At 64.2% G+C, this 14,360-nt stretch carries 16 protein-coding genes and 1 other RNA gene; 13 read left to right on the plus strand and 4 right to left on the minus strand.

Annotation, left to right across the window (positions count from 1 at the left end):
- The first annotated feature begins 11 nt into the window (after positions 1 to 11).
- From rnpB to PVW27_RS12080, 4 genes are all read left to right on the plus strand, one after another.
- Positions 12 to 409: RNase P RNA component class A (gene rnpB, locus PVW27_RS12065), an RNA gene on the plus strand.
- A 122-nt stretch (positions 410 to 531) separates the two neighbouring features.
- Positions 532 to 1,242, plus strand: a complete 711-nt coding sequence (locus tag PVW27_RS12070) for a DUF533 domain-containing protein (protein WP_274558038.1) — start codon at positions 532 to 534, stop codon at positions 1,240 to 1,242.
- Positions 1,243 to 1,388: 146 nt separating this feature from the next.
- Entirely contained in the window at positions 1,389 to 1,556 is a 168-nt protein-coding gene (gene rpmG / locus PVW27_RS12075) for a 50S ribosomal protein L33 (RefSeq protein ID WP_008233681.1), read from the plus strand.
- A gap of 92 nt (positions 1,557 to 1,648) precedes the next feature.
- On the plus strand, positions 1,649 to 2,338 hold the full coding sequence (locus PVW27_RS12080) for a VIT1/CCC1 transporter family protein (protein ID WP_274558045.1): 690 nt from the start codon (positions 1,649 to 1,651) through the stop codon (positions 2,336 to 2,338).
- Positions 2,339 to 2,419: 81 nt separating this feature from the next.
- Here the strand turns inward: PVW27_RS12080 and PVW27_RS12085 are convergent, their stop codons facing one another.
- Both PVW27_RS12085 and PVW27_RS12090 read right to left on the minus strand, forming a co-directional pair.
- The gene (locus PVW27_RS12085; RefSeq protein ID WP_274558046.1) at positions 2,420 to 3,160 is read right to left on the minus strand and encodes a Bax inhibitor-1/YccA family protein; all 741 of its coding nucleotides are present in this window, start codon (positions 3,158 to 3,160) and stop codon (positions 2,420 to 2,422) included.
- 149 nt (positions 3,161 to 3,309) lie between these two features.
- A complete protein-coding gene (locus tag PVW27_RS12090; protein WP_274558047.1) occupies positions 3,310 to 3,525 on the minus strand; it encodes a DUF1127 domain-containing protein in 216 nt (71 codons plus the stop codon).
- 122 nt (positions 3,526 to 3,647) lie between these two features.
- Between PVW27_RS12090 and PVW27_RS12095 the strand changes: the two genes are divergently transcribed.
- Positions 3,648 to 4,499, plus strand: coding sequence for a LysR family transcriptional regulator (locus PVW27_RS12095; protein WP_274558048.1), 852 nt, complete (start codon positions 3,648 to 3,650; stop codon positions 4,497 to 4,499).
- A 69-nt stretch (positions 4,500 to 4,568) separates the two neighbouring features.
- Here PVW27_RS12095 and PVW27_RS12100 read toward each other — a convergent pair whose 3' ends face one another.
- On the minus strand, positions 4,569 to 5,528 hold the full coding sequence (locus PVW27_RS12100; RefSeq protein ID WP_274558049.1) for an NADPH:quinone oxidoreductase family protein: 960 nt from the start codon (positions 5,526 to 5,528) through the stop codon (positions 4,569 to 4,571).
- A gap of 245 nt (positions 5,529 to 5,773) precedes the next feature.
- On the opposite strand from PVW27_RS12100, the gene PVW27_RS12105 reads away from it, so the two are divergent.
- The 4 genes from PVW27_RS12105 to PVW27_RS12120 all read left to right on the plus strand — a co-directional run bounded on the left by PVW27_RS12105 (position 5,774) and on the right by PVW27_RS12120 (position 9,068).
- Entirely contained in the window at positions 5,774 to 6,190 is a 417-nt protein-coding gene (locus PVW27_RS12105) for a helix-turn-helix domain-containing protein (protein WP_274558050.1), read from the plus strand.
- A 51-nt stretch (positions 6,191 to 6,241) separates the two neighbouring features.
- The gene (locus PVW27_RS12110; protein ID WP_274558052.1) at positions 6,242 to 7,060 is read left to right on the plus strand and encodes an inositol monophosphatase family protein; all 819 of its coding nucleotides are present in this window, start codon (positions 6,242 to 6,244) and stop codon (positions 7,058 to 7,060) included.
- 106 nt (positions 7,061 to 7,166) lie between these two features.
- Complete coding sequence (locus PVW27_RS12115) at positions 7,167 to 8,516, plus strand: 8-oxoguanine deaminase (protein WP_274558053.1); 1,350 nt, start codon at positions 7,167 to 7,169, stop codon at positions 8,514 to 8,516.
- Between the two features lie 120 nt (positions 8,517 to 8,636).
- A complete protein-coding gene (locus PVW27_RS12120; protein ID WP_274558055.1) occupies positions 8,637 to 9,068 on the plus strand; it encodes a CAP domain-containing protein in 432 nt (143 codons plus the stop codon).
- 11 nt (positions 9,069 to 9,079) lie between these two features.
- On the opposite strand, the gene guaD is transcribed toward PVW27_RS12120, so the two are convergent.
- Complete coding sequence (gene guaD, locus PVW27_RS12125; RefSeq protein ID WP_274558057.1) at positions 9,080 to 10,369, minus strand: guanine deaminase; 1,290 nt, start codon at positions 10,367 to 10,369, stop codon at positions 9,080 to 9,082.
- A gap of 138 nt (positions 10,370 to 10,507) precedes the next feature.
- On the opposite strand from guaD, the gene mgtE reads away from it, so the two are divergent.
- The 4 genes from mgtE (at position 10,508) to PVW27_RS12145 (ending at position 14,346) form a co-directional block, all read left to right on the plus strand.
- Positions 10,508 to 11,905: a magnesium transporter gene (mgtE, locus tag PVW27_RS12130; protein ID WP_274558059.1), complete on the plus strand. Its 1,398-nt coding sequence runs from the start codon at positions 10,508 to 10,510 to the stop codon at positions 11,903 to 11,905.
- A gap of 6 nt (positions 11,906 to 11,911) precedes the next feature.
- Positions 11,912 to 12,481: a 5-formyltetrahydrofolate cyclo-ligase gene (locus PVW27_RS12135; protein ID WP_274558061.1), complete on the plus strand. Its 570-nt coding sequence runs from the start codon at positions 11,912 to 11,914 to the stop codon at positions 12,479 to 12,481.
- Between the two features lie 96 nt (positions 12,482 to 12,577).
- Complete coding sequence (locus PVW27_RS12140) at positions 12,578 to 13,390, plus strand: TIGR00282 family metallophosphoesterase (protein ID WP_274558063.1); 813 nt, start codon at positions 12,578 to 12,580, stop codon at positions 13,388 to 13,390.
- A 17-nt stretch (positions 13,391 to 13,407) separates the two neighbouring features.
- On the plus strand, positions 13,408 to 14,346 hold the full coding sequence (locus tag PVW27_RS12145) for a DMT family transporter (protein WP_274558064.1): 939 nt from the start codon (positions 13,408 to 13,410) through the stop codon (positions 14,344 to 14,346).
- Positions 14,347 to 14,360 lie beyond the last annotated feature (14 nt).

Genomic DNA, 14,360 nt, shown 5'->3' on the forward strand with positions numbered 1-14,360 from the left:
GTGGGCCTTGCGCGGAGGGCTGGATGATCGCGGGTCGGGGTCTATCGATCCGAGGAAAGTCCGGACTCCACAAGGCAATGGTGCCGGGTAACGCCCGGCTGGGGTAACCCAAGGGAAAGCGCCACAGAGAACAGACCGCCATGCCTCGGCATGGTCAGGGTGAAACGGTGGGGTAAGAGCCCACCGCGGGACTGGCAACAGGACCGGCACGGCAAGCCCCACCAGGAGCAATGCCGAATAGGGACCTCGCGCGGGTTGATCGGTTCGCCGATATCACCGCAGGGCAGGCTTTGACCCAGAGGTCCGGGTTGGCAGCTAGAGGGGTCGCGGTAACGCGGTCTCAAGATGAATGATCATCCAGAGGGGGCAACCCCTTGGACAGAATCCGGCTTACAGGCCCTCCGCGCGCTTCATCTTGCCTGAAATACTCAAATCCGCACCGTGATCCGGGCGGGCGGGCGCAAGTTTTTGCGCGACTGTCGCAAACTCTGCGATATGCTGCGGGTAGTTCAGCATCGGAGGGATTTTACCATGAGTTTCGTAAAGACATTGGCCACGCTGGCGGTCGGCTTTGCCGCCGCCAAGGGGATGCAGAAGGTCAAGGAGATGGGCGGCACGGCGGGTGTCAAGGAGGCGCTGCGCAACGCGGGTCAACCCGGCGGCATGGCCGACGATATCGGTGCCATGGCGCAGAAGATGGGTCTGCCGGTGCAGCAGGATCAGTTGCGCGGCATGTTCGACCGTTTCGGCAAAAGCGCAGCCGGGCTGACCGAAACCACTGAAAAGAACATGGGAAGCCTGATGGGGGCGATGACCGGCATGGCCAGCGCAGGGGCGGCGGGACTGGGCGGCATGATGTCCGCGATGACTCAGGGCACGGCGCTGGGCCAGATCTCGGAAGAGAATGCCAAGCTGATGATCCGTGCCATGATCCAGTCGGCCAAGGCCGATGGCGAAATCAGCGCGGATGAACGCGCGGCGATCCTTGATCATCTGGGCGACGCCTCGGACGAGGAGATCGCCTTTGTCGAGGCGGAACTGGCGGCCCCAGTCGATGTGGCGGCGCTTGCGCGCGATACCGGGGCGCAGATGCGCAATCAGGTCTATTCGGCGGCCCTGATGGCGGTTCAGGTCGATACCGAGGCCGAGCGGACCTATCTTCGCCATCTGGCCCAATCGCTTGGACTGAGCGATGCCGAGCGCGATTCGTTGCATCAGACGATGGGCCGCCCGGGGCTTTAGGGCCACGATCCGGTGACAGCTGCGCGCCGCGCTAAAAACCGCGCGCCCTGTCGGCTTTGTCTGTTGACTCTGCGGACGGCGCGGGTAAAAGCCGGGGTTCAAGGAATTTCACGGGCGGCAGCGTCGTCCGGCGTAGGAGAATAGCAATGGCGAAGCCGACGACCATCAAGATCCGTCTGAACTCGACCGCGGGCACGGGCCATTTTTACGTGACCAAGAAGAACGCCCGCACCATGACCGAGAAGATGGTGATCAAGAAATACGACCCCGTCGTGCGCAAGCATGTCGAGTACAAGGAAGGCAAGATCAAGTAAGCGATCTTTCCTCCGTGATAAACAGGGCCACGCCGCGCGCGTGGCCTTTTTCATTTCTACCCCGTTGCGAATGAGTTTCAGGACCAAGACCGATGCCCAAAGAAGGCCATTTCATCAATCGAAGCAACTGGCTGCGCGCCTCGGTGCTGGGGGCCAATGACGGGATCGTCTCGACCGCCAGCCTCCTGGTGGGGGTGGCGGCCGCGGGCATGGACCGCAGCGGCATCCTGCTGGCCGGTCTGGCGGGGCTGACGGCGGGGGCGCTGTCCATGGCTGCGGGGGAATATGTCTCGGTCTCGACGCAGCAGGATATCGAGACAGCGGATCTCGCGCGGGAACGTGCCGCGCTGGAGGATGATCCCGATTACGAGCTGTCCGAGCTGGCCGAGGGGCTGGAGGCGCGCGGCGTGCAGGCCGGGCTGGCGCTGAAGGTGGCGCAGCAGATGACCGATCACGATGCGCTGGACGCGCATGCGCGCGAGGAGTTGGGGATGCACGGGATGGCAGGGGATGCCAATGCGTTTCAGGCGGCCTTTGCCTCGTCCTTCAGTTTTGCGATCGGGGCGGGCATGCCGTTGCTGGGGGCGGTGCTGGCGCCGGGTGGATGGACGGTGCAGGTGGTGGCCGTCGTCGCGCTGCTGGCGCTGATTGTGCTGGGTGGCACGGGGGCGCGGCTGGGCGGTGCGCCGATGCGGCCTTCGATCCTGCGGGTGGTGTTCTGGGGGAGTCTGGCCATGGTGGTTACATCCGCCGTGGGGCGGTTGTTCGGGGTGCATGTCTAGGACCGCTGATGTCGGTCGCAGCACAAAGGAAAAGGGCCGGTCTTGCGACCGGCCCTGTCCTTATGTCGGAGGTAAGTTGGCTTATTCGCGGTTGCCGAAGAGTTGCAGCAGCATCATGAACATGTTGATGAAGTTCAGATACAGGCTGAGCGCACCCATGATTCCCGCCTTGGCCAGCCATTCGCTGTCGCCATGGGCCGCGTGGGCCACATAGGTGTTCTTGATGTTCTGGGTGTCATAGGCCGTCAGACCGGCGAAGATCAGAACACCCAGCACGGAAATCGCAAACATGATGGCGGGCGAGCCCAGGAAGATGTTGATGATCGAGGCGACGATCAGACCGATCACGCCCATGATCAGGAACGCACCCCAGCCCGAGATGTCCTTCTTGGTGGTGTAGCCATAGAGCGACAGGCCCGCGAAGGCGATCGAGGTCACGAGAAAGACCTGCGCGATCGAGAAGCCGGTGAAGGCCACGAAAATCCACGCCAGCGACAGACCCATCACCGCCGCGAAGGCATAGAAGAAGGTCTGGGCCGCTGCGGCCGAGAAACGGTTGATCATGGCAGAGAAGCCGAAAACCATGGCCAGCGGAGCAAACATGATGATCCAGCCCAGGATATTCGGGCTGAGGGTGACCGGATCACGGAACACCGACAGCAGCGCGGGGCTGGTGCCCACGGCCCAGGCCACGGCGAAGGTGATCAGCATGCCTACGGACATGGTCCCGTAGACCTTGTTCATATGGGCACGAAGACCCTCGTCAATCTGGGCGGTGCGAACGCCTGCCGCTGCCGTCCGGAAAGTGTTGTACTCAGCCATTGAAGCCTCCGAAAAAATGACACGCACGCCCTTATGGACGTATTGCAGTGAATATCGGGAAGCTTGCCCCGCATTTCAAGGTTTTCCGACATGGAAACATATTTTTTCGACGCCGGTTTTCCCTGCGGCTGAAGCGCGGGTCAGATGGATCAGTTGCGCCAGCTTGGTGTGACATCCCAAGCGGGGCGCCGCGCCTCGGCTGCGGCCTGTTCCGGGGTGACGCCGATGTCCTGCAAGGCTGCCGCATCCAGCCTCGCCAGATCGCGGCGCTGACGACGGGCCGCGCGCATGGCGGACAGGTGTTGCAGCAGTGAGGTGAGTGACAGCGCCGGACGGGCGACGCGCGAGATGGACCGGGTGGACATGGGAGATTCTTTCGTGTTTGTGATCCGCGCGGCCGCCAGGATCATTGCCGCTGATTTATAATGCGGCGGCGGGCATAAGAAAAATGAATGTTCATGACAGTTGTCATCACGGAGAATGATGAATGCGGAACCTCGATATCACCACGCTGCGCTCGTTCGTGGCGGTGGCGGACCTTGGCGGCGTGACGCGCGCGGCGGGGCATCTGCACCTGACCCAATCCGCCGTCTCCATGCAGCTCAAGCGGTTGGAGGATGTGTTGGGGCTGAGCCTGCTGGACCGATCGAACCGCAGCGTGACCCTGACAGCCGCAGGGCAGCAGATGTTGGGCTATGCCCGGCGCATGGTGGACATGAACGATGAGGTGATGGCCCGTCTGACCGACCAGACCTATGAGGGCGAAATCGTTCTGGGTGTGCCCCATGACATCGTCCTGCCCGCCGTTCCGCATGTGCTGCAACGGTTCAACACCATGTTTCCGCGCATGAAAGTGCAATTGATCACCACGCCCACGCGCGATCTGAAGGCCAAGCACAAGCGCGGGGAATGTGACATCATCCTGACCACCGAGATCTCGGTTGATGCGGGTGGCGAGACCTTGACCGAATTGCCTCTGAAATGGGTGGGCGCACCGGGCGGCACGGCGTGGCGGCAGCGCCCCCTGCGGCTGGTTTTCGGGCGTCACTGCATCTTTCGCGCCGGGGCCATCGCCGCGCTGGAGGCGGCGGGGATCGAATGGGAATTGGCGGTCGAGACGGAATCCGACCGCACCATCGAAGCGACTGTCAGCGCCGATCTTGGCATCAACACCATGCTGGAAGGCATGGAGCCGCGCCATCTGGAGCAGATCGACCATGGCGGTGCGTTGCCAGAGCTGACCATGCAGAAGATCAACATGTATGGTCTGGACCGCGCGCGGGGCGAGGTTCTGAGCCAATTGGGCGCATTGTTGCGGCAGGCGTATCAGTCTCTTTGACCGATGCTCCCGGCTGGTGCCGGGTGTGAGTATTTGGGGAACGATGAAGGGCGCGGACCTTCGACAGCCTCATATGGTGATGACGACCTTGCCGGTCGAGGCGCGGCTGCGCAGCAGTTCCAGCCCATCTTCCACCCGATCCAGCGGCAGGATGTGGCTGACATGGGGTTTAAGCCGGCCTTGGGCATACCATTCCATCAGCACGGCGAGGCTGTCGGTCACGGCGCGCGGATTGAAGGTCATGTAGCCGCCCCAGTAGACCCCCAGCACGCTGAGGTTCTTGACCAGCAGATGGTTGGCGGGGATTTGCGGCACGTCACCGCTGGCAAAGCCGATGGGCAAGAGGCGTGCTTCGGGTTTGCAGGCGCGGAAGGCGGCCTGCCACTGGTCACCGCCCACCGGGTCGTAGACCACATCGGCGCCACCCAGTGATTTCACGATGGTGCGGATATCATCCGTGGCCGCGTCGATCAGGTGATCGGCCCCGGCATGGCGCGCGGCCTCCAGCTTGTCGGCCCCACGGGCGCAGGCAATGACAGTGGCCCCCATCAGTTTGCCCACCTCGACCGCTGTCAGGCCCACGCCGCCTGCGGCCCCCAGCACCAGAAGGGTCTCGCCGGGTTGCAGGCGCGCCCGATGGTCCAGCGCCAGATGAGAGGTGCCATAGGCGATCAGGAAGGCGGCGGCATCGGTCATGCTCATGGCGTCCGGCAGAGGGACGGCGCGGTGCGCGTCGAAACAGCCATGCTCTGCCAATCCGCCCTGTCCGCCGAAGACGGCGACACGGGTGCCGATCGCCGGGCTTGAAACCCCGTGCCCCAGCGCATCGACCACGCCTGCCACCTCCATTCCAAGGGTGAAGGGGGCGGGTGGCGTGTCCTGATACTGGCCTTTCAGCATCAGCAGGTCCGCGAAGTTCAATCCACAGGCCGCGATCTTCAGGCGGATCTGCCCCGGTCCCGGTTCCGGGGGCGCGATCTGCATCAGGGCGGCTGGGGCATCTGGGGCGGGTTTGTGATAGGCGCGCATCGTGACTCCGGTCTTGGGTTGGCCCGGTTATGGCAGCGAATCGACCTGTCGCAAAGGGCGACAAGGCCGATCCGGGGTGTTGCTGCAAAGGACAAGGGGCCTTGGCCGTGAATTTGGTATTGCAGACTGTTTTTTTCGTGTATCAAGGACTTGTGAAGAGTGCGGTTTGCAGGTTTGCGCCCTGATGACGTGTCAGGTCAAGGCGGGACACAGGCAGACCTTTTGTGTGAGTGAGAGGACCAAGTATGACGCATCACGTTGATGTGCATGTCGGAAAACGCATCCGTCATCGCCGCTGGCTGCTTGGGATGACCCAGCAGCAGCTTGCCGAACAGGTCGGCATCAAGTTCCAGCAGATCCAGAAATATGAAACCGGGGCCAACCGCGTCAGCGCGTCGCGTCTGTGGGATATTGCCGACAGCCTTGGAGTGCCTGTCAGCTTCTTCTTCGAGGGGCTTCCCGCAGCCGTGGCCACGATGACCGTGGTTACGGATGAATCATCCCGCCCGGCAAGCGCGGTCGGGGCCCCCCTTCGGACGGGCGCATCCGACCTTATGGGTGATCGTGAGGCCATGGATCTGGTGCGCACCTATTACGCGATCCCCGAGAACCAGCGCCGTCGTCTGTTCGATCTGGCGCGGGTCCTGTCCGACGTGGCTTGAGGCAGAGGGCGGGCTGGGATACCCACGGCGGAAATTTCTGCCGGGGGTAACATGGCTCATCCTACTTCTTCTTCCGATCCGCTGTCGGCCGCGTTGATGGGCACGGCCCATGCGATGGCCGATGCAGCGCGGGTGGCCGTCTTGCCGTGGTTCCGGTCGGCCGGTCTGGCGGCTGATAACAAGGATGCGGGCGGGTTTGACCCTGTGACGCAGGCCGACCGCGCCGCAGAAGAGGCGATGCGCGGGGTTCTCGCACGTCTCCGGCCTGATGATGCGATCATCGGCGAGGAATTCGGTGAGACACCCGGCACCTCGGGCCTGACCTGGGTTCTGGATCCGGTGGATGGGACCCGCGCCTTTATGTCCGGCACGCCTACTTGGGGTGTCCTGATCGGATTGGCGGATGCGGATGGTCCCGTGCTTGGCATCATCGACCAGCCTTATATCGGTGAGCGGTTCTGGGGTGGCTTTGGCCAGACCGGCATGACCGGTCCTCTGGGGGCGCGTGACCTGCGGGTGCGTGGGTCCCGGTCCTTGTCCGAGAGCATCCTGTTCACAACCTTTCCCGAGGTGGGCTCGGCTGACGAAGGTGCAGGGTTCCGCGCGGTGGCAGAGCGCGTGAAACTGGTGCGCTATGGCATGGATTGCTATGCCTATGCCTTGCTTGCCGCAGGGCATATCGATCTGGTGATCGAGGCGGGGTTGAGCAATTACGATGTGCAGGCCCCCATCGCGGTGATCGAGGCGGCGGGCGGGATCGTCACTGACTGGCAGGGTGGGCCTGCGCATCATGGCGGGCGCATTCTTGCCGCGGCGGGGGCAGAGCAGCATGCGGCGGCGCTGGCACTATTGTCGCAGGTTCCGGCTTGATCCCGACGCGGCAGGGGCGTTAGTCTGCTTGGGCGCGCGCCTCTTGGCCCCTTTCCGGTGTGCGCCCTGGGCATGAGGGGGCGCTGATCCTTTGGGGGCGCCTTGCATGACCAAGCCTGATATGCTGATCCACAATGCCGACCATGTACTGACGATGGACGATACCCGCGCCGCGTTGCGCGGGGCCGATATTCTGATCCGGGGGGGCGTGATCGTGGCCATCGGCACGGGTCTGGCCGCGCAGCATCCGGGGGCAGATGTGTTGCAGGCTGCGGGCTGTGTGGTGACACCCGGCCTCGTGAATACGCATCATCACCTTTATCAAAGCCTGACGCGGGCGGTTCCGGGCGGGCAGGATGCCTTGCTGTTCGGCTGGCTCAAGACGCTCTATCCGATCTGGTCGCGTTTTGGCCCCGAAGAGATGCGCGTCAGCGCCCTGACGGGGCTGGCCGAACTGGCGTTGTCGGGCTGTTCGCTGTCGTCGGATCATTTGTATCTTTATCCCAACGGGGCGCGGCTGGAGGATACGATCCATGCCGCTGCCGAATTGGGACTGCGGTTTCATCCGACGCGCGGGGCGATGAGTATCGGGGAAAGCGCAGGCGGCCTGCCACCCGACGATCTGGTCGAGGAGGAGGCGGCCATCCTGAACGACTGCATCCGCGTGATCGACGCCTTTCACGATCCGCGCGAGGGGGCGATGTGCCGGGTCGGCGTGGCACCCTGTTCGCCGTTCTCGGTCAGTCGTGAACTGATGCGCGATGCGGCCCTGCTGGCGCGGGACAAGGGGGTGATGCTGCATACCCATCTGGCCGAGAATGACGAGGATGTGGCCTATTCCCTGGCGCAGTTCGGTTGCCGTCCGGGGCAATATGCCGAGGATCTGGGTTGGACGGGGCCGGATGTCTGGCATGCGCATTGCGTCAAGCTGGACAGGGCCGAGATTGATCTGTTTGCCCGCACCCGCACAGGAGTGGCGCATTGCCCCTGTTCGAATTGTCGTTTGGGATCGGGCATCGCCCCGGTGCGTGCGATGCGGGATGCGGGTGTGCCGGTGGGGCTGGGGGTCGACGGATCGGCCAGCAACGACAGTGGCAACCTGATGCTGGAGGCGCGGCAGGCCATGCTGTTGCAACGCGTGGCGCTGGGCGCTGACAGGATGAGCGCGCGTGAGGCGCTGGAGATCGCGACGCGCGGCGGGGCTGATGTGCTGGGCCGTCCCGATTGCGGGCGGCTGGCGGTGGGCAAGCGGGCTGACATCGCCATCTGGGATGTGTCGGGCGTGGAAAGCGCCGGGAGTTGGGACCCGGCGGCGCTGGTTCTGGCAGGCCCGACCCGCGTGCGCGACCTGCTGGTCGAGGGGCGCCGCGTCGTCCGCGACGGGCAGATCGCGACCATCGACCTTCCCCGCGTGCTGGAGGATCAGCGCCGCCTTGCACGCCGCTTGGCGGGGTGATCCGCCGGGATGGGTGGATTCCCGCTCAATTGTGGCAAGACCACTGTTCATCGGGTCATAATTTTACCAAAGTGCGCTTGCACAAAAAGCGTTCACATCCACGGCTGCCAACGAGGGATCATGATCCGCACATTTTTGGTGATTCTTGCACTGACGCTCACACCTGTGACGCCTGCCTTTGCCAGCGCCGATCGCTATGTCGATCAGGCATTGAATGCGCAGCGCGCGGCCCATGGGATTCATCCTGTCCAACCCCACGCCCTGCTGATGGCAGCGGCTGAGGCGCATGCCCGCGACATGGCGCGCGGCGGGTTCATGTCGCATCGCGGTTCGGACGGGTCCAACGTCGCGCAGCGGGTCAAGCGGGCGGGCTTCTGCTACCGCGCGGTGAACGAAAACATCGCCATGGGATTTCGCGATCCGGCGCAGGTGATGAAGGGCTGGTACAATTCGCCCGGTCATCGCCGCAACGCGCTGTCGCGCAAGGTCACGCATTACGGTTTCGCCGCTGTGGACCGGGCCTGGGTTCTGGTGATGGGCAGCCCCTGCTGAGGGGCTGCGGTTCAGACCAGTCTTTGCCCTGACACCCATGTCGTCCGGATGGCGCGATCATCGCCCATCATGATGGTGGGGAAAACGGCCTCCCAGATATCCTGTGCCCGCGCGCTGCGCTGCGCGATTGCTGGGGTCGAGGACAGATCGAGGGCGATGATGTCCGCCTCCATCCCCGGCGCGAGGTTGCCGATCCTGTCGTCCAGCCGCAGCGCGCGGGCAGATCCGATCGTGGCCAGCCACAACAGTTGGCTGGCGTGTAGGGGGGTACCGCGAAGCTGTCCCACCTCATAGGCGGCGGCCATGGTGCGCAGCATCGAGAAACTGCTGCCCCCGCCTGTATCCGTGGCCAGCCCCACGCGGTGGCCTGCCGCGACAAGTCCTGCCATGTCGAACAGGCCCGATCCGATGAAGGTGTTCGAGGTCGGGCAATGCACCAGAGCCGCGCCCACCTCGCGCAGGCGGTCCTTTTCACGCGGTTCCAGATGGATGGCGTGACCATAGAGGCCGTTTGCCCCCAGCAGGCCGAACGCCTCGTAGGTGTCCAGATAGTCACGCGCCTGCGGATAGAGGCTGCGGACCCATGCGATCTCGTCCGTCTGCTCGCTTAGATGGGTTTGCATCAGGCAATCAGGGTGTTCCGCCCAGAGTGCGCCCAGTGCATCCAGTTGTTCGGGCGTGGAGGTGGGTGAAAAGCGCGGGGTGATGGCATAGGACAGCCGGTCCACCCCGTGCCACTTGCGCAGCAACGCCCGGCTGTCGTCATAGGCCGATTGCGCCGTATCGCGCAGACCCTCAGGGGCATTGCGGTCCATGCAGGTCTTGCCCGCCACCACCCGTTGCCCGCGCGCCTGAGCGGCGGCGAAGAACGCGTCCACGCTTTCGGGATGGATCGTCGCGTAGCTGCACACGGTTGTCGTGCCATGGGCCAGCGTCAGATCCAGATAGCGACCTGCCACATCGGCGGCATAGGCGGGATCGCCAAAGCGCATCTCCTCGGGGAAGGTGTAGCTGTTCAGCCAGTCGATCAGCCGCTTTCCCCAGCTGGCGATGATGCCGGTCTGCGGGTAGTGCACATGGGCATCCACGAAACCGGCCATCAGCAGCGCATCGCCATGATCCACAACCCGCGCCTCCGGATGCGCCGCGCGCAGATCGGCCCCGTGACCGACCGCCTTGATGTGCCCCCCCTCGATCAGCACGCCGCCCGCGCTGTCATGGCGGGCCGCGTCCGGCCCCGCAGCAAAGGGATCGGCGGCAAAATGGAGGGTCTGGCCCAGAAGAAGCGTCGGTAATGTCATGGAGTGTCCTTTCTGGCGCAGTCTATGGCGCGCGATCCCAGAGGTAAATCGCTGCCGGCAGGGTCGTCCGGTCCGGCGGGCATTGTTTCTGCCGCCCCCTTTCCGTTAAGAACACCCGAACGCGGACAGGAGGGTGACATGGCGGATGATGAAGATCTGATCGACCGGCCTGCAGACAGTCAGTCCGAGGGGCGCTATGGTCTGGATCGGCGCACCGTCACCGCGATCCTTGACGCGGTCGAGGCGGGCGATGCCGCCTTGTTGACCGCGCTGATGGAGCCGCTGCATGCGGCTGACATCGCCGACCTTCTGGAACAGATCAACAGCAGTGACCGGCGCGCGCTGATCCAGCTTTACGGGCTGGAATTCGACGGGGATATCCTGTCGGAACTGGATGAGAGCATCCGCGAGGATGTGATCTCGATCCTGAATCCGCAGGTTCTGGCGGATGCGGTGCGCGAGCTGGACAGCGACGACGTGGTCGATCTGCTGGAAGATCTGGACGCGCCGCAGCAGGGCGCCATTCTGGACGCGCTGGAAGATGCCGACCGCGTGGCCGTGCAGCAGGCGATGACCTATCCGGAATATTCCGCAGGTCGTCTGATGCAGCGCGAGGTGGTGATGGCCCCCGAGCACTGGACCGTGGGCGAAGCCATTGATTACCTGCGTAACTCCGAGGACCTGCCGGATCAGTTCTATCACATGGTGCTGGTCGATCCGCGCCTGCATCCGGTGGGCAATGTCACGCTGGGCAAGATCATGCGATCACGCCGCGACGTGGCCTTGCGGGACATCACCGAGGAGGTTTTTCACCTGATCCCGGTCACCCAGTATGACGGGGATGTGGCCTATGCCTTCAACCAGTATCACCTGATCTCTGCGCCGGTGGTGGACGATGACGGCCGGCTTGTCGGGATCATCACCATCGACGACGCGATGGCGGTTCTGGACGAGGAACATGAGGAAGACATCCTCAGGATGGCGGGTGTGAGCGAGGATTCAAGCCTGTCGGACACCATCCTTGAGGCGGCAAAGGGCCGGGCCGTCTGGCTGTTCGTGAACCTGTTGACAGCCATTCTGGCCTCATTGGTGATCGACGCCTTTGCCGAGACGATCAACCAGATGGTGGCGCTGGCGGTGCTGATGCCCATCGTTGCGTCGATGGGCGGCAATGCAGGCACGCAGACCATGACCGTTGCCGTGCGGGCGATTGCGACGCGCGACCTGACCGCGCAGAACGCGGCGCGGGTGATCTGGCGCGAGGTGTCGGTGGGGGCGCTGAACGGGGCGGTCTTTGGCCTGTTGATGGCGCTGGTGGCCGGGGTCTGGTTCGGGGTGCCGATGCTGGCCGTTGTGATCGGGGTGGCGATGCTGCTGACGCAGGTGGCGGCTGCGCTGGGAGGGATCGTGATCCCGATGGCGCTGGAGCGGCTGAAGATCGACCCGGCGCTGGCCTCGGGGCCGTTCGTTACCACCGTGACCGATGTGGTTGGCTTTTTCGCCTTCCTCGGGCTGGCGTCAGCCGTGTTGATGTAAGGGGCAATGATGGACCTGACCGCGATCAAGGCCGAAGCGCGCAGCGCTGCGTTTGCGCGCCGGAGGGTGGCGTTTGACGCTGTGGGCCCGGATCACGCGGGGCTGCTGGTGGATGTGCTGGCGCCGCATGCCGGAAAGGTGCTGTCGGGCTATATGCCGATGCGGACCGAGATCAGCCCGCTGGCCGCCATGCGTGCCCATGCCGCGACCGGGCCGGTCTGCGTTCCGGTCATTCAGGGCAAGGGGCTGCCGTTGCGCTTTGCCCGCTGGACGCCCGATGGCGAGATGGCCGCGGGCACGTTCGGCGCGCAGGTGCCCGCGCGGCTGGACTGGCTGGAGCCTGCTGTTCTGATCGTGCCGCTGGTGGCTTTTGACCGGCGGGGCGGGCGGCTGGGCTATGGCGGCGGGTTCTACGACCGCACGCTGGCGGGCTTGCGGACCCGTGGTCCGGTGCTGGCGGTGGGATTTGCCTTTGCCGCGCAGGAGGCCGAGGATCTGCCGCTGGAGGCGACGGATCAGACGCTGGACCTGATCGTGACCGAACGCGAGGTCATCGCCTGCGGCGGCGGGACTTGAGTATTTGGGGAACGATGAAGCGGGAGCGCGATTTATTGGCGCTTGGGACAAGCTTCGCTCTTGCCGTAGCGCCGCAATCGCCCTAGGCCATCGGTCATGAAAATTCTGTTCCTTGGCGATGTCATGGGCCGGGCCGGACGGCAGGCCGTATCCGAGAACCTTCCCCGTCTGCGGGCGGAGTGGAAGCTGGATTTCGTGGTGGTCAATGGCGAGAACGCATCCAGCGGGGCGGGCCTGACGGCGGATCACGCGCGTGTGCTGCTGGCGGCGGGGGCCGATTGCCTGACGCTGGGGGATCATGCCTTTGACCAGAAGGACATGCTGCAATTCATCGAGAGTGAGCCGCGCATCCTGCGGCCCCTGAACTTTGCCAAGGTCGCGCCTGGGCGCGGGCACCGGGTGTTTTCGGACGCGCGGGGGCGCAAGGTTCTGGTGTGCCAGGTTCTGGGCAATGTCTTCATGAAGCGCGCCTATGATGACCCGTTCTCCGCTGTGGATCAGGTTCTGGCGGCCCATCCTCTGGGCGGGTCGGTGCAGGCCAGTATCGTGGATATCCATTGCGAGGCGACAAGCGAGAAAATGGGCATGGGCCATTTCTGCGCGGGCCGCGCCAGTCTTGTCGTGGGCACCCATACCCATGTGCCGACGGCCGATGCGATGATTCTGGGCGGGGCGACCGCCTATCAGTCGGATGCGGGGATGTGCGGGGATTACAATTCCGTCATCGGGATGGAGAAGGACGAACCGATGCGCCGTTTCGTGACCGGAATGGCCAAGGGACGGTTCACCCCCGCGATGGGCGAGGCGACCCTGTCGGGCGTCTATGTCGAGACCGATGACTTGACCGGCCGTGCCACGCGCGTGGTGTCTGTCCGGCAGGGCGGGCGGCTTGAGACGGCGGGGCCCTGAGCCTTGCCCTGCGGCACATGACAGGCCCGCGTGGTGAGGCGGCGGCGCTTTTTGCGCTGTTGCTGCTGCTGGGTGCAGGGTGGGGGATCACCCAGCCGCTGACAAAGATCGCGGTCAGCACCGGACATGGGCATTTCGGATTGATCTTCTGGCAGTTGGTGATCGGGGCGACGCTGATGGCGGTGATCGCTGCGGCCACGGGGCGGCGTCTGCCATTGGGGCGCGCTGCGCTGCGGGTTTACGGGATGATCGCGCTAATCGGAACGGTGCTTCCCAATACGGCATCCTATCAGGCGGCGGTGCATCTGCCGTCCGGCGTGCTGTCGATCCTGTTGTCGCTGATCCCGATGATCGCCTTTCCCATCGCGCTGGGTCTGGGACTGGAACGGTTCAGCCTGCGCCGTCTGGCGGGGCTGGCGCTGGGCCTGATCGGTGTTGCGCTGCTGGTGCTGCCCGAGGCCAGCCTGCCCGATGTGGCGATGGTGGCTTGGGTGCCCGTCGCGATCATCGCTTCAGTGTGCTATGCTTTCGAGGGTAATTACGTGGCGCGCTGGGGCACGGCTGGTCTGGACGCTGTGCAGGTCTTGCTGGGGGCATCGGTCGTGGGGGCGTTGATGGCGCTGCCGTTGATGCTGGCCTCTGGTCACTGGATCAGCCCCTTCGCGCCCTTTGGCCGGGCGGAATGGGCGCTGATCGCGTCGTCAACGGTGCATGTGCTGGTCTATACGGCTTTTGTCTGGCTGATCGGACGGGCGGGATCTGTCTTTGCCGTGCAGGTCAGCTATCTGGTAACCGGCTTCGGTGTGATCTGGGCGATGCTGCTGCTGGGCGAGCGTTATGCGCCCATGATCTGGGCAGCCATGGGCCTGATGATGGTTGGCATGGCCTTGGTGCAGCCGCGTCCCAAAGCGGTGCTTGCCCCTGTTCCGGGCTTGGGCCAAGGTGACCTTCGCTGATTTTTCAACAGGAT

The organism is Seohaeicola sp. 4SK31, from assembly GCF_028802875.1.
Lineage (GTDB): Bacteria > Pseudomonadota > Alphaproteobacteria > Rhodobacterales > Rhodobacteraceae > Seohaeicola.